We start from the raw sequence: 17,927 nt of genomic DNA, 5'->3' as shown, positions 1-17,927 counted from the left end.
ACGTGGAAGACACGGCTGCGGTAGGGGCCGGGCCACCCGGGAATCCGGTGAGGCGCTTCGCGAACCTGCGGGTGCTCTGGTCCTTCGTCCATCCGCACCGGTGGACCCTGCTGACGGCCTTCGTGCTGACCCTCGTCACCACCGCGACCACCCTGGCGACCCCGGTCGCCACCAAGGGAATCCTGGACGGGCTCGACGACGGCGCCCCGATCGCCAGGGCCATCTGGCTCCTGGTCGGGCTGCTGGTCATCGGCTCGGGGGTGGGCTGGATCAGGCTGATCATGCTCGGCCGGCTGGCCGAGCAGGTCGTGCTCGACGCCCGCGTCGGCATGGTGAAGCGGCTGCTGCACGTCCCCGTCGGGGGCCTCGGCCGCCGCTCCCCCGGCGAGCTGGTCACCCGGGTCACCTCCGACACCCTGCTGCTGCGGGAGGCCGCCTCCTCCACCGCGCTGGAGTTCTTCAGCTCGATGGTCCTGGTCACCGGCTCCCTGGTGCTGATGGCCACCCTGGACTGGGTCCTGCTGCTGGTCATGCTCATCACGATCGTCGTGATCGCCGGTGCGATCGGCCTGGTCATGCGCCCGCTCGCGGCGGTCCAGCGGGAGGCGCAGGCCGCGATCGGACGGCTCGGCGGCGTACTGGAGGGCGCCCTGCGCGCCATCCGTACGGTCAAGGCCAGCCGGGCGGAGACCTGGGAGAGCGACCGCATCCTCGGCGAGGCCCGCGAGTCCTTCCGCCAGAGCATGCGGGGTGTCCGGATCGAGGCGCTCTCCTGGACGCTGACCGGTGTCGGCTTCCAGGGCGCGGTCCTGGTCATCCTCGGGGTCGGGGCCTGGCGGGTGAGCCTCGGCGAGCTGACCGTCTCCGGCCTGGTCGCCTTCCTGCTGTACGCCTTCCTCGTCGTCGACCCGATGACCCAGCTCGGCCAGTCCGTCTCGCTGCTCCAGTCCGGGCTCGCCGCCGCCGCACGGATCAGGGAGATCCAGGAGCTGCCGGCCGAGGACACCCGTACGGCCTCGGCCTCCGGACCGGCCACGGCCCCCGTCACCGGCAGCGGTACGCCGGTGCTCACCTTCCGCGATGTCCACGCCCGTTACGCGCCCGGCGCACCCCGGGCGCTCAACGGGGTCGACCTCGATATAGCCCGGCGCGGGCACACCGCCGTCGTCGGCCCCTCCGGCGCCGGGAAGACCACGCTGTTCTCGCTGGTGCTCCGCTTCCTGGAGCCGGAGAGCGGGACCGTCGCCCTCGACGGCGTACCGCTGGACCGGTACGCCCTCGCCGATCTGCGCGAGCGCGTCGTCTACGTCGAACAGGACACCCCCCTCGTCGCGGGCACCCTGCGGCAGAACCTCCTCTACACCCACCCCCATGTGGACGAGGAGGCACTCTGGGCGGTCCTACGGGACGTCCGCCTCGACGAACGCGTCCGCGCCCTGGAGAACGGTCTCGACACCCCGCTCGACGGCACGGTGATCTCCGGTGGCGAGCGGCAGCGCATCGCGCTGGCGCGCGCCCTGGTCGGCGAGCCCGAGATCCTGCTCCTCGACGAGGCGACCGCCCAGCTCGACGGAGTGACCGAGGCCGCGATCCACGACGCGATCGTGCGCGTCGCCTCCCGGGGCGCCGTGATCACCATCGCCCACCGCCTGTCCACGGTGGTGGAGGCCGACCGGATCATCGTCATGGAGGACGGTCTGCGCCGGGCCACCGGCACGCACGACGAACTCCTCGTCACCGACGGCCTGTACCGGGACCTGGTGGCGGCCCTCCGGATCGCGACGGGCAGCCGGGGCCAGGAGCGGGAGGGCGCGGTCGTGGCGGGCTGACGGGTGTCGGCGGCAGCGTCAGCAGGCGGCAACGGCAGCCGCAGCCGCAACCGCAGCGGCATCGGCGGCGGCCGGGATCAGGCGGGAGCGGAGAAGCCCGTTCCGGTCAGGGGGTCGCCGCCGATACGACGTAGACGACCGGGCTGGCCGGGTCGGTCATGTTGACCGTGATGGTCTGCGTGGGGCGCGGCTTCTCGTTGGTGTGGGTGACGCTCGCCCAGTTCTCGTTCGGACCGAAGTACCAGCCGGTGATCTTGATGTCCCGGGCGCTGATGTTGACGACCCCGGGTTCCAGGGCCGCGCGGCCGGTGCCCACGCCGGTCAGGAAGCGGTCGAGCCCGGCGGAGGTAGTCCGGAACTTCGCGTACATCCGGCTGGCTTTCCAGTTGTTCGTCTCGTAGTACTGGACGCCGACGCCGTTGCCGGGGATCGGGATCTCGAAGATCCGGCGCTGCATCCGGGAGGGCCAGCCCTCGCGGAGGCCCTGCGCGGCGGCCTCGGCCTCCTTGTCCTTGCCCGAGCGGCGGCTCTGGCCCGCGGAGATCAGCAGGTAGCCGGCGGGGATGCCGATCAGCAGCACGATGATCGTGGCGGTGATGAACCGCCGTTTGAAGACCCGTCGGCGGTCCTCGGGCGGCTTGCCCTCGCCGTCGCCCGGCGCGTCGGACTGGGGCGGCACCACGGGATGGTCGGCTGCGATCATGATCAGGAGGTCCCTCGTGCTGCGGAGCGGAGTACGGGTGCGGGGTAGGGGCGAGGTCGGGGCGGGGGGGGGCGGGGTCGGGGGCTGTTTCCCGTACGGACCTGCCGTACGGGTTCCGTACGAGTTCTGTACGGATGGGGTACGGAGACGGAGACGCCGGGCGGGCGGCCGCGGTTCAGTCGACCGTGCGGGTCGAGCGGGTGTTGCGGATGGTGCTCGCCGCCTGGTCGTAGATCTGCGCGTACCGCTCGTACCGCTCGACCCGGCGACGGTTGGCCCGGCGGAACCGGCGGGCGACCAGCCGGGCGAGGTCCGCGGCGCCGACCATACCGGCTTCGGGGCCCAGCTGAGCCTTGGCGATCTTCGCCTCGGGGCGGTAGCCGCGGCCGGTGAGGTGGCGCTTGAAGGCGTCCCGGGCCGGGTTGATCAGGAGGTCGTCGGCGGCGCTGACCCCGCCTCCGATGACGAAGCAGGAGGGGTCGAGCGCGGCGGCCAGGTTGGCGATGCCGACGCCGAGCCACTGGCCGATGTCCTGGAGCAGCTCGATGCACATCGCGTCGCCCTCGCGGGCGAGTTCGGTGATGAGGGGGCCGGTGATGTCGGAGACGTTCCCCTTGACCCGGTCCAGCAGGTAGTGCGCGACCGGGGAGTCGGCGGCAGCCAGCTCCTTGGCCTCGCGGACCAGGGCGTTGCCGGAGCTGTACTGCTCCCAGCAGCCCCGGTTGCCGCAGGGGCAGCGGTGGCCCGAGGGCACGACCTGCATGTGGCCGAACTCACCGGCCACCCCGTACTTGCCGCGCTTGACCTGGCCGTCCTCCAGGATCGCGCCGCCGATCCCCGTACCGAGCGTGATCATGACGAGGTGGTCCTCGCCCCGGCCCGCGCCGAAGCGCCACTCCGCCCAGGCGGCCGTGTTGGCGTCGTTGTCGACCATGACGGGGACGACGAGGCGGGAGGCGATGGCGTCGCGCAGGGGTTCGTCGCGCCAGGCGAGGTGCGGGGCGAAGAGGACCTTGGAACGGTCGGCGTCCACCCAGCCCGCCGCGCCGATACCGACCGCGTGGACGTCGTGCCGGTCGGAGAGGTCCAGGACCAGTTCGACGATGGTGTCCTCGACCACCTTGGGGCTCTTGGACTTGTCGGGCGTCTCGGTGCGCAGCTGCTCGAGGATGTTGCCGTCGGCGTCGACGACGCCCGCCATCACCTTCGTACCGCCGATGTCGATCCCGACGGTGGGGACGCGGGGGGCGGTCAGGTGCGAGCGGCGCTCCTTGGTGCCGACGGTCTTGAGGACGGTGGCGCGGGCGGAGCCGCGGTCGGCGAAGTCGCGGTACGTGCTCATCGTCCCTGCGGGGTCTGGGGGGCCGGCCGGCTCTCGCGCCCGGCGGCGGACGGCGCCCGCCGGGCTCGATTCTGCCACTGCCGGACCCCGGGGACCGTCGCCCGGGGTCGGCCGCGCCGGGGCGGGTCGCCGGTCAGCGTCCTTCTTCGGTCGCCGCCGAAGTGCCCGGGAGAGTGGGGGCCGGGGTGCGCTCCAGCTCGTGGCTGAGCTCCTCCAGCTCGCTGCCGCCCGCCATCTGCCGGGTCAGCTCGTCGAGCGTGATGTCGTCCTTGGTGTGGCTGCCGGACATCGCGCCGCGCTTGAGGAGGACGAACCGGTCGCCGACGAGGTGGGCGTGGTGCGGGTTGTGGGTGATGAGGACGACACCGAGCCCGGCGTCGCGGGCGGCGGCCACGTACTTGAGGACGACGCCGGACTGCTTGACGCCGAGCGCGGCGGTCGGCTCGTCCAGCACGAGGACCTTGGCGCCGAAGTAGACGGCGCGGGCGATGGCCACGCACTGGCGCTCACCGCCGGAGAGCGTGCCGATGGGCTGGTCGACATCGCGCAGGTCGATACCCATGCGGAGCAGTTCCGTACGGGTCGTCTCGCGCATCTTGCGGACGTCGAGGCGCTTGAAGGGGCCGAAGCCGGTGGTGGGCTCGGAGCCGAGGAAGAAGTTCCGCCAGACCGGCATGAGCGGGACAACGGCGAGGTCCTGGTAGACGGTGGCGATGCCCCGGTCCAGGGCGTCGCGCGGGTTGGCGAGGGTGGTCTCCTCGCCGTCGATCAGGAAGCGTCCGGCGTCGTGCCGGTGCAGCCCAGCGATGATCTTGATGAGGGTGGACTTGCCCGCGCCGTTGTCCCCGAGGACGCAGGTGATCCCGCCCGCGTGGACCTCCAGCGAGACGTGTTCCAGGGCCTTGATGTTGCCGTAGAACTTGGACACGTCGTCCAGCTCGACCAGGGGGCCCGCGGGCTTCTCGGACGTGGCCGTCATGTCGTCGCCTCCGCGCGCTTGCGCACCCATGCGTTGAGCAGGGTGGCCAGGAGCAGCATCGCTCCCAGGAAGAACTTGAACCAGTCCGGGTTCCACTCGGCGTACACGATGCCCTTGCTGGTCATGCCGAAGATGAAGGCACCGACCGCCGAGCCGATCGCGGAGCCGTAGCCGCCGGTGATCAGGCAGCCGCCGATGACGGCCGCGATGATGTACGTCAGCTCGTTGCCGACGCCCTCGCCGGACTGGACGACGTCGTAGCTGAAGAGCAGGTGCTGTCCGGAGATCCAGGCGGCGAAGGCGACGCCCAGGTAGAGCCCGATCTTGGTACGGACGACGGGGACGCCGACCGCGCGGGCGGCGTCGGCCTCGCCACCGACGGCGAAGATCCAGTTGCCGAAGCGGGTACGGAGCAGAATCCAGGTGGCGAGCGCGACGAGCGCGAGCCACCACAGGATCGTCACCTTGAACTCGACGCCGCCGAGGGTCAGCGTCGAGGCGAACAGGGCCCGGGCGGACTCGAAGCCCTCCATGTCTCCGATCGCCTTGGTGGAGACCGTGCCGCTGATCAGCTTGGTGAAGCCGAGGTTGAGGCCGGTCAGCATCAGGAACGTACCGAGCGTGATGATGAAGCTCGGCAGTTTGGTGCGGGTCAGCATGAACCCGTTGAATGCGCCGATGGCGAGCGTGACCAGCAGCGACACGAGGACGCCGACCCAGACGTTGGCCGTCATCTGGTAGCTAAACATGGACGAGATCAGCGCGGAGCTGGTCACCAGCACCCCGGCGGAGAGGTCGAACTCGCCGCCGATCATGAGGAGCGCGACCGGGGCGGCCATGATCCCGAGGACGGAGGCCGCGTACAGGACCGTTCCGAAGCTGGATGCCTGGAGGAAGCTGTCGGCGACGAACGCGAAGAAGAGGAAGACCGCCACCGCGCCGACGACCGAGCCCAGCTCGGGGCGGCCGAGCAGCTTCCGCAGCGGCGAGGTGGGGACGAGGCGCTCGTCGAGCCGGTCGGGTGCGGCGGTGGAGCCGCTCATCGGGTGCCCCGCTTGGTGTAGTCGGCCAGGGCGTCCGCGTCGTCGGCGGTGATGATCTGCGGGCCGGTCAGGACGGGCTGGCCGCCGCCGAGGACGTTGAGGTTGGAGCGGTAGAGCCAGAGCAGGTCGACGGCCTGGTACCCCTGGAGGTAGGGCTGCTGGTCGACGGCGAAGCCGAGCTTCTCGGTCTGGAGGCCGGTGGCGACCTTGGCGTTGAGGTCGAAGGTGTTGATCTCGGCCTTGCTGCCCGCCGTCTGCTTGGCCTGGACGGCGGCGTCGGCGAAGGGGGCGCCGAGGGTGACGACCGCGTCGATGCTCTTGTCGGACTGGAGCTTGGCCTCGATGGACGCGGTGACGTCGGGCATGTTGGTGCCGTCGACGTACAGGTTCTGCATCGTGCCGTCGAAGGTCTTCTTCGCTCCGGCGCAGCGCTGCTCGTGGCCCACGTTGCCCTGCTCGTGCAGGACGCAGAGCGCCTTCTTTCGGCCGCGTTCGTTCAGCTCGTCGCCGACGGCCTCACCGGCGATCGACTCGTCCTGGCCGATATGGGTCAGGGCGCCGAACTCCTTGGACTCGGCGGAGCCGGAGTTCACCGTGACGACCGGGATGCCCGCCTTGACGGCCTTGGCGACCACGGCCTTCATGGCGTCCGGCTTGGCCAGCGAGACGATCAGCCCGTCGACCTTCTTGTCGATCGCGGTCTGGACGAGCTGGGCCTGCTGGTTGCCCTCGTCGTTGTGCGAGTAGAGGAAGTTGATGTTGTCCTTGACGGCCGCCTGCTCGGCGCCCTTCTGGACGATGTCCCAGAAGGTGTCGCCGTCGCCCGAGTGGGTGACCATGGCGAAGGTCCAGCGGGGCGTGTTCACCGCGGCCCGCCCCTCGGCGGCCTCGGCCGCGCGCTCTTCCGCCCGCTTGCCGCCGGTGCTGCTGCATCCTGCGGCTGCCAGCACCACTGCCAGCACGGCACCCAGCGCGCGTACCCCTGTCCGAACCCTTGCCACGACCGCCGTGCCCTTCTGCTGCTGCTCGCTTGTCCGCTTGACCGGGCCGGGTGTGTACGGCCCCGGGCCGACTGCCCAGTATCCCCGAGCGGGGCGGACGGCCGCCCGGCAGGGGCTCGCCCGGGGAGCCCGGTGCCCAGGATCATCTGCCTGCGGGCCCACCGGCGCAAGGGTTCCGTCCTCGGACGCCGGACGGGCTGGATCAGCGGGACAGGAGCTGGAACTCGAACGCGTACCGCGAGGCGCGGTAGACGTGGGAGCCGAACTCCACCGCGCGCCCCGTGTCGTCGTACGTCGTGCGCTCCATCGTCAGCAGCGGCGCGCCCGGCTCCTCGTCCAGGGCCCGGGCCTCCCCCGCCGTGGCGGCCCGTGCGCCGACCGACTGGCGGGCGCTGTGCAGCGTGATGCCCGAGGCACGCATCGTCCGGTAGAGGCCGGTGGACTCCAGCTCCGCGGGCCGGAGGTCCAGCAGGTCCGGGGGGAGGTGGTTGCGCAGGAGGGCCATCGGCTCGTCGTGGGCGTAGCGCAGCCGCTCGACGAGGTGGACCTCGGTGCCCTCGGCGACACCGAGCGCGGCTGCGATCTCGGGGGTGGCCGGTTCCGTGGCGGTGCGCAGGACCCTGGTGGCGGGGCGCTGCCCGGCCGCCTCCAGGTCGTCGTAGAGCGAGCTGAGCTCCAGCGGGCGGCGGACCTTGCTGTGCACGACCTGGGTGCCGACGCCCCGGCGGCGGACCATCAGCCCCTTGTCGACGAGCGACTGGATGGCCTGGCGGACGGTGGGGCGGGAGAGGCCGAGGCGGTGGGCGAGCTCGATCTCGTTGCCGAGCAGGGTGCCGGGGGCCAGCCGGCCCTGTTCGACGGCGGCCTCCAGCTGCTGTGCCAGCTGGAAGTAGAGCGGCACCGGGCTGGTGCGGTCCACGCTCAGCGGCAGGGGCTGGTCGGCTCCTTGTGCGGTCACGGGACGAGCCTAGTTCGATTGTCCGGACAAAACCATGGTGAGCGGCGGGGCCGTGAGCACCGGCTGCACCGCCCTGCGCCCGGCCATCCCGGTCCGCCATTTGTCAGGACAAACGCTTGACATGATGACCGGGCGAACGCCACCTTGGGGCCATGCGCATCGGACTGATCGGGACGGGACGTATCGGTACTTTCCACGCGGAGGTGCTGAGCCGTCACCCCGCCGTGGACTCCCTGCTCGTCGCGGACGCCGATCCGGAGCGCGCCGCGGTGGCCGCCGCCCGGGCCGGGGCGACCGCCGTGACGGTGGACGCGATGTTCACGGAGCTCAAGGAGTTCAAGGAGTCCGCGGAGTTCACGGACGGGCGGGCGGGCGACGGCGGTGGTCCGCTCGACGCGCTGGTCATCTGTTCGGCGACCGCCTCCCACGCCCCGCTCATCGCGCGCGCCGCCCGGGCCGGGCTGCCCGCGTTCTGCGAGAAGCCGATCGCCCTGGATCTGCCCGGCACACTGGGCGCCCTCGCGGAGGTCGAGGCGGCGGGCAGCGTCCTCCAGCTGGGGTTCATGCGGCGCTTCGACGCCGGATACGCCGAGGCCAGGGCGGCGGTCCGGGAGGGCAGGCTCGGGCGGCTGCACACCGTACGGGCGGTCACCTCCGACCCCGCCCCGCCGCCCGCCGACTACCTCCCGCTCTCCGGCGGGCTCTACCGGGACTGCCTGGTCCACGACTTCGACATCCTGCGGTGGGTGACGGGCCACGAGGTGCGCGAGGTGTACGCCACCGGGTCGGACGCGGGGCCCCCGATGTTCCGGGAGGCGGGCGACGTGGACACCGCCGCCGCCCTGCTCACCCTGGACGACGGCACCCTCGCCACCGCCACGGCGACCCGCTGCAACGGCGCCGGGTACGACGTCCGCATGGAGCTGGCCGGAGAGCTGGACCAGCTCGCCGTCGGCCTCGACGACCGTACGCCGCTGACCTCGGCCGAACCGGAGGGCCCAGGCGCCCCGCCGAAGCCCTGGCCCGGGTTCTTGGAGCGGTTCGCCCCGGCGTACGAGGCGGAGCTGGACGCCTTCCTCCGGGTCGCCCGGGGCGAGCTGGCCAACCCGTGCGACGGGCGCGAGGCCCTCCAGGCGCTGCGGATCGCCGAGGCGTGCGAGATCTCCCGCCGCGAACGCCGCCCGGTGGCGATGGCGGAGATCCCGGGCGGGTGAGGCCGGGGCGGCGGGTGGCTGAGCCGGGGCCAGGCGGCTGAGCTGACCGAACCGCTGTGGGACCGGCCTTCGGTGCTTCCGAGACGGGTTCCGGGCGGCGCTTCCGGGCGGCGCGAACCGCCACGACTCCCCGCGGCCGGCGCCGCCCACGGCTTCGGCGACAATGACAGCCCCGGAAGGCAGGACAACCCATGCTGCGATTCGCACTGCCCTGGGGCGAACTCGAGGTGTTCGCCGCCGCTGAGCCCGTCCCCGCGGCCCTGCGGCCCACCACCGAGGCCCTCGCACATCTCGAGGACCGCTTCCGCCCGGCACTCCTCCGGTCGCATCTGCGACCGGAAGCTCCCTATGTGGCGGTCTGGCCCCCGAACCGGCCGGCACCCGACCTCACCGAGGACGCCGCACCGGACCCGCATGCCCTGGAAGAAGTCGTCCTCGCGGAAATCCACACCCTGACCTGTGACGCCTGCGCAGCACGCTTTCGAGCCGTCCGCCCCGACACCGGACTCCCGGTCTTCGGACGGCACATCGGAGCACACCGACTGATCAACGGCTGCCCCCGCTGCGGTAGCGATTTCGCGGCGTCGCGCATCCAGGCCCTCACCTTGCTGCCACTGGCCTGACCGGCCACCTCGGTACAGCCCGGCACAGCCCGTCGCAGCGGCCGTGATCCGTCAGCGCCTACCAGCCCACCGGCAGGCTCAGCGGCCCCCGCATCAGGATGCCGGTGCGCCAGGGCAGCGTGGCGGGGTCGGCGGTCAGCCGCAGTTCCGGGCAGCGCTCCAGCAGCGACCGGATGGCGATCCTCGCCTCGATGCGGGCCAGTGGGGCGCCCAGGCAGTAGTGGATGCCGTGGCCGAAGGCGATATGGCCCCGGGCGTCCCGGGTGATGTCGAAGCGGGACGCTTCGGGGTAGCGGGCGGGGTCCCGGTTGGCGTCCGACATCGCGACGAGGACCAGTTCGCCGCCGCCGGGGATCACCGTGCCGCCGATGTCGACCGGTTCGGTCGTGAAGCGGTACGTGGGTGTCTCGACGGGCCCCTCGAAGCGGAGGATCTCCTCCACCGCGCTGTCGATGAGACTGAAGTCCGCGCGGAGCAGGGCCAGTTGCTCGGGGTGCGCGAGCAGGTTGTGCACGCCGTTGGTGATGAGGTTGACGGTGGTCTCATGACCGGCGACGAGCAGCAGCCAGGCCATGCCCATGAGTTCGTCGGCGGAGAGCTGGTCGCCGTCCTCGTCGGCGGTGTGGATGAGCGCGCTCATCAGGTCGTCGCCCGGCCGCGCCCGCTTGTCCTGGAGCAGCCCGGTCAGATAGGCGGCCATCGCCTCGGTGGAGGAGGCCCGCTTCGAGACGTCCACGGCGGAGACCGCGTGGTCCGACCACTCGCGGAAAGCCGTGCGGTCCAGGAACGGCACGCCGAGCAGCTCGCAGATGACGTTCATGGGAAGCGGGTAGGAGAGCGCCTCGACGAGGTCGGCCCGCCGGTCCGGCGCGGCGAGCATCCGGTCGAGCAGCTCGTCGGTCATCTCCTGGATGCGCGGGGCGAGTTGCTCCATCCGGCGCGGGGTGAACTCCCGGGCGACGAGTTTGCGCAGCCGGGTGTGGTCGGGGGTGTCGCTGGTGAGCATCGAGGTGCCCGCGGAGACCTTGGTGACGCCGAGCGCCGGTGAGGCGTTGGCCCACTGTTTGGAGAGCCGCCGGTCGGCGAGGAGCGCCCGCCCGGCCTCGTACCCGACGACGAGCCAGGCGTGGGAGCCCTCGGGGATACGGACCCGGTGGACCGGGCCCCGGGCCCGTAACGCGGCGTAGACCGGATACGGGTCGCGGATGAACTCCTCGCCGAGCGCGGCGAGATCGACCGTGCCGTCGGTCGCTGAGATCGCTTCGGTGGTCAACGCGGATTCCTTCCGGGAGAGTTGTCGAGCCAGGGGAGGTGTCGAGGCGGACCCCGGGCTCACCAGCGCACCGGCAGTCGCCGCACCCCGCGCATCAGCAGGCCGGGCAGCCAGTCCGGGTCACCGCCCGCCGGGTCGCGGGCGAGCTCCGGGCAGCGCTCCAGCAGGGCCCCGATCGCGATCCGGGCCTCCATGCGGGCGAGCGGGGCGCCCAGGCAGTAGTGCGCCCCGTGACCGAAGGCCAGATGGCCCTGGGGGCCACGGCGGATGTCGAAGGTGTCCGGGTCCTCGAACCGCTCCGGGTCCCGGTCGCCCGAGGCGAGGGCGACGAGCACCGGCTCGTCGTACGGGATCACGGTGGGGCCGATGGTGACCTCCTCCCGGGTGAAGCGGAAGGTGGCGGTCTCCACCGGTCCGTCGTACCGCAGCATCTCCTCCACGGCACCGTCCAGCAGCCCGGGGTCGGCGCGCAGCAGGGCGAGTTGGTCCGGGTGGTCGAGGAGGGCCCGGACCCCGTTGGAGATCAGGTTGACGGTGGTCTCGTGTCCGGCGACGAGCAACACGAAGGCCATGCCCACCAGTTCGTCACCGGAGAGCCCGTCGCCGCCCTCGTCGCGGCTCCTGATCAGGGCGCTCATCAGGTCGTCGCCGGGCGAACTCCGTTTTTTCTCGATGAGTTGGACGAGGTAGCTGCTCATCGCGCCCACCGGGTCGGCCTCGCGCTGGGCCCGGGTGGGGGTGACGATGCCGTTCGACAGCGTACGGAAGGTGTCCCGGTCGATGTCGGGGACGCCGAGCAGCTCGCAGATGACGGTCATCGGCAGCGGGAAGGCGAGGGCGTCCACCAGATCGGCGGAGCCGGCCGGGACCATCGCGTCGAGGAGCTCCGCGGTGATCTCGGCGACCCGGGGGCGCAGCGCCTCGATGCGGCGGGGCGTGAACTCCCGGGCGACGAGCCTGCGCAGCCTGGTGTGGTGCGGGGCGTCCAGCTCCAGCATGTTGGAGCTGATCGGGTTGACCTCGTCGGCCCAGCGCCCGGTGGTCCGCCAGTCCTTGCCGAACCGCTGGTCGGCGAGGACCGAGCGGGCCTCCTCGTATCCGACGATCAGCCAGATGCGCTCGATCTCCTCGGTGCGCACGATGTGCACCGGCCCCTCGGCGCGCAGCTTCGCGTAGTACGGGTAGGGGTTCGCCGTGAAATCCGGCAGATCCCGCAGATCGAGCACAGCCATCGTGGTCAGCCCCCTCTTCCGGTCCGGACCACTCAGCGTAGGCCGGACGGCTCCCTCAGCGTAGGCCGCCGTTCTCGTCCCCTTCCGGTCCTTCCGGGTCGAGCAGTCCGGCGTCATGGACCAACAGGGCGATCTGGACCCGGTTGTTGAGGCCGAGCCGGGCGAGAATCCGTGAGACCTGGGTCTTGACGGTGGCGACGCTGAGGTAGAGCGAGCCCGCGATCTCCGCGTTGGAGTGTCCGCGCCCGACGGCCACGGCCACCTCCTTCTCCCGCTCCGCCAGTTCCGCGAACCGGCTGCGGGCCCGGGCGGTCCGGCTCGTGCGCTCGTCCTGCGCCCCGCCCGCCGCACGGGCCATGAGCTGCCGGGTGACGGCGGGCGAGAGCACCGGGTCCCCGGCGGCGACCCGGCGGACGGCGTCCACGATCAGGGCGGGCGGGGTGTCCTTCAGGACGAACCCGGCCGCCCCGGCGCGGATGGCCCGCAGGACCTGTTCGTCGGCGTGGAAGGTGGTGAGGACGACGACTTCGGGCGCGCCGGGGCGGCGGCGCAGCTCCTCGGTCGCGGTGAGCCCGTCCATGCCGGGCATCCGGATGTCCATCAGGACGACGTCGGGGCGCAGCCGTTCGACCAGGGCGGCGACCTCACCGCCGTCCGCGCCCTCCCCCACGATGTCGATGCCCGCGGCTCCGCCGAGCATCAGGGTGAGCCCGGCCCGCACGAGCGGGTCGTCGTCGACGACGAGCAGCCGGACGGGCGGGTCCGCCGGGGGCGGGGAGGCGGAGGGCTCCGGAGGGGGCGGGGGCGCCGGGGTGTTCATGACGGCCACCGTAACGAGCGGGCCCGGGGTGCCCGTGGGGCGGGCGCCGTACGACACCACCCCGCGTCGGCCCCGCCGGGCTGCCGCCCCTGCCTCACGCCGGGGGCGACGGCAACCGGAACGCACCGCCCTGTAGCGCGCCGCCTCGTACGGCGGATCACGGCCACGGCAACCGGAACGCACCGCCGCATAGCGCACCGCCTCACACCGCGCCGCCCCGTACGGCGGATCACAGCCACGACAACCGGAACGCGCCCAACTCCACCGGCACCGGCACCGGCACCGGCACCCGGAGCGCGCCCCACTCCACCGACCACAACAACCGGAACGCGCCCCACCCCACGACCCCCAACAACCGGGGCGGACCCCATCACGAGGCCCACGGCAGCCGGGCGCGGACCACGAAGCCGCCGTCCGGTGTGGGGCCGTGCTCCAGGCTGCCCCCGGCGAGCGTGGCGCGTTCGGTGAGGCCGATGAGGCCCTGGCCGGAACCGGGTACCCGTTCGAAGGGTTCGGTGGGGGCCGGGTTGGCCACCTCGACGGTGAGCCCGTCCCCGGGGCCGCCGGTGACGGTGACGGTGACCTCGGTGCCGGGTGCGTGTTTACGGGCGTTGGTCAGGCCCTCCTGCGCGATGCGGTAGAGCGTGCGGCCGGTCGCGGCGGGGGCGTCGGCCGGGGCGGCGACGCGCTGGTCGAGGGTGACCTTCATGCCCGCCTGCCGGGACTCCTCGATCAGCGCGTCCAGGGTGGTGAGGGTGGGCTGGGGCCGCTCGCCCTCGCCGGTCTCGCCCGGGCCGCGCAGCACGCCGATGATCTCCCGCAGGTCCTGGAGCGCCTCGTGGGCGCTGTCCCGGATGACCCCGGCGGCCCGGGCGATCTCGGCCGTGGGGGCGTCGGGCCGGAATTCGAGGGCGCCCGCGTGGACGCTGAGCAGGGTGAGCCGGTGGGCGAGGACGTCGTGCATCTCGCGGGCGATGGCTTCGCGGGCCAGCCGCTGGGCCTGTTCGGCGCGGAGTCCGGCCTCGGTCTCGGCACGGCGGGCCCGTTCGCGGAGCGAGAGGACGAGCTGGCGCCGAGACCGTACGCCCAGGCCCCAGCTCAGCACCAGCAGCACCAGCAGCACCCCGAAGAGGACGGAGGCCACGTAACCGGTCTGCGGGTCGGGGCGCACGAGCGGCTGGATGGGCACCGTGACCAGCGCGGCCGCGCCGACGATCAGCGTCGGCTTGAGCGGGCGGTGGACGGCCAGGCTGAACAGGGCGACCAGCAGGGCGCCGACGGCGACGGGCTCCACGACGGCGACGGCGGTCAGGGCCACGGCCAGCCCGACGGGCCAGCGCCGCCGGAACCAGAGCGCGCAGCAGGCCACCGCACCCGCCACGGAGTCCACGAACACCACCACGTCGGCCGTGGACTCGTCGGCGTCGATCACGGAGACGGCGATCATGCCGATGAAGGCCGCGCAGAGGAAGGCCGTGATGTCGACGACCCAGTCGCGTACGGTCCGCCGTCTGCGGGCCCGGTCGCCGGGCAGCTCGGGATCGGCCATCGCCGAGGGGAGCAGCCAGCGGTACTCGGTACGCGTCATATCGACAAAGTTACGCAGCCGGGCGGCCGGGGCGGGTGCCACGCGGCGAGGGAGCGACCAAAGTCGCCCGGCCCGCTACTTTGGTCGCGGCGAACGGACCGGGCGACCGACGCGGCGGGCGCGGGCCCGCCGTCAGGCTCGGCACATGAAGAAATTCATCGAGGCGGCCGGGCTCATCATCATGCTCCAGGGCATCGGAGGGCTGGTCCACGAGTGGACGGGATGGCTGCGGCTGTGGACGCTGGCCCGGCACATCGACTTCTTCGGTGACCGCGCGCTGTTCGTCAGCATCGTGCTGATCGTGACGGGGTTCGCGATCATGGTCGCGCCGGACGCGGTCCGGAAGAGGTCCTGACCGCACCGGACCGGGCGCCCCGGTCCGCGCTGCGCCGCCCCCACGCGGTGCCCGCCAGGACGAGGACGGCACCGGCCACCCCGAGGACGCCGAGCCGTTCGCCGCCCAGGCTGATGCCGACGGCGGCGGCCCACAGCGGTTCCGTACCGAGCAGCAGGCTGACCCGGGACGGCGAGGTACGGCGTACGGCCCACATCTGCACGAAGAACGCGAACAGCGTGCAGAACACGGAGAGGAAGACCAGCCCCGCCCACCCCCGGGGCCCGAAGTCCGCCGCCGCGCTCCAGGGTGAGGCGCCGGTGCCCGGGAGCGCGGCGAGGACCACGAAGACGGCGACCGCGCTGCCGAGCTGGACGGTGGTCAGGGAGAGCGGGTCGGCCGACCGCACCGCCCTGATCCGGGCCATGGCCAGGACGTGGACCGTACGGGCGAGGGCGGCGAGCAGCATCAGCAGGTCACCGGTCGAGGGGGTGGTGAACCCGCCGCCCTGGGTCAGGAGGACCACCCCGGTGACGGAGAGCCCGGCCGCGGCGACGAAGGAGGCCGGGGGCCGGACACGGGTCACGGCGGCTTCGGCGAGCGGCGTGAAGATCATGGTCAGGCTGATGATCAGACCGGCGTTGGTGGCCGAGGTGTGGACGACCCCGTACGTCTCCAGCAGGAAGATCCCGCTCAGCATCAGGCCCAGCAGCCCGGCGCCCCGCCACTGCGCACGGTTGAGCGCCCGCAGCCTGCGCCATCCGGCGACCACCAGGACGGGCAGCACGACCGCGAAGCGCAGGACGAGGACGGCGATGACCGTGTGGGTGGTGGTGATGCCCTTGGCGGCGAGATAGCTGGCGCCCCAGACGAGGGCGACCGCCAGTACGGGCAGATCGGTCGGCCAGGTCCTGCGGGACTGCGGTACGAGGGCGGGCGCGGGCGCGACGGCGGCGGTCACCTGTTGGCTGCTCCTGGTTCTCCACGACGGGACAAGAGGGGTGGAGACCTCACCGGCTCACACGCGGAACGATCACGCTACTGGCCGGGCGCGGCGGAAAGGAACACCTGTCTCACGGGCCGGATCGCGCCCCGCCCGTGAGCCGGTATCGCCCGTGGTCAGGGGCGGGGCGCACCCGGGCACGGCCCGGTGCGCCGGGTGACGGGTGGTCGGGCGGCGCCTTCGGCCCTCCCTAGAATGACGCCTCGATAACTCTGAGGTACGGAGTGGTCACATGGCGGCAGTACGCCTGGACGGGCGGGTCGAGCGGGGCAACCAGACGCGGCAGCTGATCCTGGGGCGCGCGGTGCAGATCGCCTCGGTGGAGGGGCTGGAAGGGCTCTCCCTGGGGCGGCTGGCGGCCGAGCTGAAGCTCAGCAAGAGCGGGGTGTTCGCCCTCTTCGGATCGAAGGAGGAGCTCCAGCTCGCCACGGTGCGCGCGGCGGTCGCGGTCTACGTCGACCATGTGCTGCGCCCGGCCCGCGCGGTCCCGCCCGGGCTCGGCCGGGTCTGGCGGATGTGCGAGGCGTGGATCGCGTACTCCCGGGACCGGGTCTTCCGGGGCGGCTGCTTCTTCTACGCCGCCACCGCCGAGTTCGACGCCCGGGGCGGCAAGGTGCACGACGCCCTGGCCTCCGCGCAGACCGGCTGGGTCACCTTCGTGGAGGAGACGATCGAGGAGGCGCGGGCGGCGGGCGAACTGGCCGGGGACACCGACGTACGGCAGCTGGCCTTCGAGGTGATCGCCTTCCTGGAGCTGGCCAACGCGGAGTCGGTACTCCAGAACAACAGCCTCGGGTACGGCAAGGCGGCACGGGCGATCCTGGCCAGGCTGCGGGCGGCGGCGACGGAGAGCGCACGGCTGCCGGTGCTGTAGCGGCTCCGGTCTGCGCCGTAGCAGATTCGGTCAGTGCTGTAGCGGCTTCGGTCAGCAATGCCCTCTCCCCTCGAGGGGACGGTCGCCTACGTGTCCGATTGCCGCCGGTCCCCGGGCCCCCGGCCGACTTTGCTGGTTCCTGTCGCCGGATCGGCGGCGCTCCCCCGAAGGCAAGGAACCGAACCATGTCCAGCACCACCACCATCACCACCCCCGCGCCCCGGGCCGCCCTGGTCACCGGAGGCAGCCGTGGCATCGGCGCGGCCGTCGCCCTGCGGCTCGCCGAGGCCGGGGCGGACGTCGCCATCACCTACGTACGGGACGAGGAGGCGGCCCGCGCGGTCGTGGCGAAGATCGAGGGGACGGGCCGGCGCGGGGTCGCCCTGCGCGGCGACGCGGCGGACGCCGGGGCGGCGGGGCGGGCAGTGCACGAGGCGGCGGACGCGTTCGGCCGGCTCGACATCCTGGTCAACAACGCGGGCATCGGCGTCCTCGGCCCGATCGCGGAGCTGCCGGACTCCGAGGTCGAGCGGACCCTCGCGGTGAACGTGCGGGCGGTCTTCCTCGCCTGCCGGGCGGCGGCGGACCGGCTGGCCGACGGTGGCCGTGTCATCTCGGTCGGCAGCGCCCTGAGCCGGTACGTGGGCGGGCCGGGCTCGACGCTCTACGGCATGAGCAAGTCCGCCCTCGTCGGCCTGACCAAGCCCCTCGCCCGGGAGCTGGGGCCGCGCGGCATCACGGTCAACCTGGTCCAGCCCGGCCCGGTGGACACCGACCTCAACCCGGCGGGCGGCCCGCTCGCGGAGGGGCAGCGGGCGGCCACCGCGCTGGGCCGCTTCGGTACGGCTGACGAGGTGGCCTCCCTGGTGGCGTACCTGGCGAGCGCGGACGCGGGCTTCATCACCGGTACGGAGATCGTGATGGACGGCGGCCACGCGGCCTGAGCCGCCCTCCGGCACCCGGAGCCCCGGCCCCGCCCGAACTGCCCCGTCCCGGCCGCGCGCCTACGCTGGCCGGGGCGGGGCAGACGTGCCCGGGGGAAGACGTGACCGACCCGGGGGAAGGCATGCCCCGGGGAAAAACGTGACCGAGGCAGGCCCGACCGGAAGGA

General features: G+C 72.5%; 17 protein-coding genes. 6 read left to right on the top strand and 11 right to left on the bottom strand.

Annotation, left to right across the window (positions count from 1 at the left end; translation table 11 throughout):
- The first annotated feature begins 47 nt into the window (after positions 1-47).
- A complete protein-coding gene (locus tag B7C62_30775; GenBank protein ARF76172.1) occupies positions 48-1,829 on the top strand; it encodes an ABC transporter permease in 1,782 nt (593 codons plus the stop codon).
- Between the two features lie 106 nt (positions 1,830-1,935).
- Here the strand turns inward: B7C62_30775 and B7C62_30770 are convergent, their stop codons facing one another.
- The 6 genes from B7C62_30770 to B7C62_30745 form a co-directional block, all read right to left on the bottom strand.
- The gene (locus B7C62_30770) at positions 1,936-2,532 is read right to left on the bottom strand and encodes a hypothetical protein (protein ID ARF76171.1); all 597 of its coding nucleotides are present in this window, start codon (positions 2,530-2,532) and stop codon (positions 1,936-1,938) included.
- Positions 2,533-2,707: 175 nt separating this feature from the next.
- Complete coding sequence (locus B7C62_30765; protein ARF76170.1) at positions 2,708-3,874, bottom strand: glucokinase; 1,167 nt, start codon at positions 3,872-3,874, stop codon at positions 2,708-2,710.
- Positions 3,875-4,007: 133 nt separating this feature from the next.
- Entirely contained in the window at positions 4,008-4,853 is an 846-nt protein-coding gene (locus B7C62_30760; GenBank protein ID ARF76169.1) for a sugar ABC transporter ATP-binding protein, read from the bottom strand.
- Positions 4,850-5,896, bottom strand: coding sequence for a ribose ABC transporter permease (locus tag B7C62_30755; GenBank protein ARF76168.1), 1,047 nt, complete (start codon positions 5,894-5,896; stop codon positions 4,850-4,852). Before B7C62_30755 ends, B7C62_30760 begins: the two co-directional genes overlap by 4 nt.
- On the bottom strand, positions 5,893-6,867 hold the full coding sequence (locus B7C62_30750) for a sugar ABC transporter substrate-binding protein (protein ID ARF77445.1): 975 nt from the start codon (positions 6,865-6,867) through the stop codon (positions 5,893-5,895). The genes B7C62_30755 and B7C62_30750 overlap by 4 nt, the downstream gene beginning before the upstream one ends.
- 232 nt (positions 6,868-7,099) lie before the next feature.
- A complete protein-coding gene (locus tag B7C62_30745) occupies positions 7,100-7,855 on the bottom strand; it encodes a GntR family transcriptional regulator (GenBank protein ID ARF76167.1) in 756 nt (251 codons plus the stop codon).
- Positions 7,856-8,007: 152 nt separating this feature from the next.
- Here B7C62_30745 and B7C62_30740 point away from each other — a divergent pair, with 152 nt between their 5' ends.
- Positions 8,008-9,069, top strand: coding sequence for a dehydrogenase (locus tag B7C62_30740; GenBank protein ID ARF76166.1), 1,062 nt, complete (start codon positions 8,008-8,010; stop codon positions 9,067-9,069).
- 191 nt (positions 9,070-9,260) lie between these two features.
- The gene (locus tag B7C62_30735) at positions 9,261-9,692 is read left to right on the top strand and encodes a hypothetical protein (GenBank protein ID ARF76165.1); all 432 of its coding nucleotides are present in this window, start codon (positions 9,261-9,263) and stop codon (positions 9,690-9,692) included.
- A 58-nt stretch (positions 9,693-9,750) separates the two neighbouring features.
- Here B7C62_30735 and B7C62_30730 read toward each other — a convergent pair whose 3' ends face one another.
- The 4 genes from B7C62_30730 to B7C62_30715 all read right to left on the bottom strand — a co-directional run bounded on the left by B7C62_30730 (position 9,751) and on the right by B7C62_30715 (position 14,605).
- Entirely contained in the window at positions 9,751-10,965 is a 1,215-nt protein-coding gene (locus tag B7C62_30730; GenBank protein ID ARF76164.1) for a cytochrome, read from the bottom strand.
- 59 nt (positions 10,966-11,024) lie between these two features.
- Entirely contained in the window at positions 11,025-12,197 is a 1,173-nt protein-coding gene (locus B7C62_30725) for a cytochrome (protein ARF76163.1), read from the bottom strand.
- 55 nt (positions 12,198-12,252) lie between these two features.
- Positions 12,253-13,017 (bottom strand): DNA-binding response regulator, encoded by a 765-nt coding sequence (locus tag B7C62_30720; protein ID ARF77444.1) that lies wholly within the window; start codon positions 13,015-13,017, stop codon positions 12,253-12,255.
- A gap of 370 nt (positions 13,018-13,387) precedes the next feature.
- On the bottom strand, positions 13,388-14,605 hold the full coding sequence (locus B7C62_30715) for a sensor histidine kinase (GenBank protein ARF76162.1): 1,218 nt from the start codon (positions 14,603-14,605) through the stop codon (positions 13,388-13,390).
- A 145-nt stretch (positions 14,606-14,750) separates the two neighbouring features.
- On the opposite strand from B7C62_30715, the gene B7C62_30710 reads away from it, so the two are divergent.
- Positions 14,751-14,960 carry a hypothetical protein gene (locus tag B7C62_30710; GenBank protein ID ARF76161.1) on the top strand — a complete coding sequence of 70 codons (210 nt, stop codon included), beginning with the start codon at positions 14,751-14,753 and terminating at the stop codon, positions 14,958-14,960.
- On the opposite strand, the gene B7C62_30705 is transcribed toward B7C62_30710, so the two are convergent.
- Entirely contained in the window at positions 14,923-15,900 is a 978-nt protein-coding gene (locus tag B7C62_30705) for an EamA family transporter (protein ID ARF76160.1), read from the bottom strand. The genes B7C62_30710 and B7C62_30705 overlap by 38 nt on opposite strands.
- A gap of 274 nt (positions 15,901-16,174) precedes the next feature.
- Here B7C62_30705 and B7C62_30700 point away from each other — a divergent pair, with 274 nt between their 5' ends.
- Together B7C62_30700 and B7C62_30695 are read left to right on the top strand one after the other, a co-directional pair.
- A complete protein-coding gene (locus B7C62_30700) occupies positions 16,175-16,816 on the top strand; it encodes a TetR family transcriptional regulator (protein ID ARF76159.1) in 642 nt (213 codons plus the stop codon).
- A gap of 185 nt (positions 16,817-17,001) precedes the next feature.
- Positions 17,002-17,760, top strand: coding sequence for an oxidoreductase (locus B7C62_30695; GenBank protein ARF76158.1), 759 nt, complete (start codon positions 17,002-17,004; stop codon positions 17,758-17,760).
- Positions 17,761-17,927 lie beyond the last annotated feature (167 nt).

Source organism: Kitasatospora albolonga (assembly GCA_002082585.1).
In the GTDB taxonomy this organism is placed as follows: domain Bacteria; phylum Actinomycetota; class Actinomycetes; order Streptomycetales; family Streptomycetaceae; genus Streptomyces; species Streptomyces stephensoniae.
Note: the sequence above shows the minus strand (reverse complement) of the source record. Positions and strands in the feature narration are given on the sequence as shown.

Coding starts and splice junctions, on each gene's coding strand:
- B7C62_30770 (ARF76171.1), bottom strand. CDS start 2,532: ATGATCGCAGCCGACCATCCCGTGGTGCCGCCCCAGTCCGACGCGCCG.
- B7C62_30765 (ARF76170.1), bottom strand. CDS start 3,874: ATGAGCACGTACCGCGACTTCGCCGACCGCGGCTCCGCCCGCGCCACC.
- B7C62_30760 (ARF76169.1), bottom strand. CDS start 4,853: ATGACGGCCACGTCCGAGAAGCCCGCGGGCCCCCTGGTCGAGCTGGAC.
- B7C62_30755 (ARF76168.1), bottom strand. CDS start 5,896: ATGAGCGGCTCCACCGCCGCACCCGACCGGCTCGACGAGCGCCTCGTC.
- B7C62_30740 (ARF76166.1), top strand. CDS start 8,008: ATGCGCATCGGACTGATCGGGACGGGACGTATCGGTACTTTCCACGCG.
- B7C62_30735 (ARF76165.1), top strand. CDS start 9,261: ATGCTGCGATTCGCACTGCCCTGGGGCGAACTCGAGGTGTTCGCCGCC.
- B7C62_30725 (ARF76163.1), bottom strand. CDS start 12,197: ATGGCTGTGCTCGATCTGCGGGATCTGCCGGATTTCACGGCGAACCCC.
- B7C62_30720 (ARF77444.1), bottom strand. CDS start 13,017: ATGAACACCCCGGCGCCCCCGCCCCCTCCGGAGCCCTCCGCCTCCCCG.
- B7C62_30715 (ARF76162.1), bottom strand. CDS start 14,605: ATGACGCGTACCGAGTACCGCTGGCTGCTCCCCTCGGCGATGGCCGAT.
- B7C62_30710 (ARF76161.1), top strand. CDS start 14,751: ATGAAGAAATTCATCGAGGCGGCCGGGCTCATCATCATGCTCCAGGGC.
- B7C62_30700 (ARF76159.1), top strand. CDS start 16,175: ATGGCGGCAGTACGCCTGGACGGGCGGGTCGAGCGGGGCAACCAGACG.
- B7C62_30695 (ARF76158.1), top strand. CDS start 17,002: ATGTCCAGCACCACCACCATCACCACCCCCGCGCCCCGGGCCGCCCTG.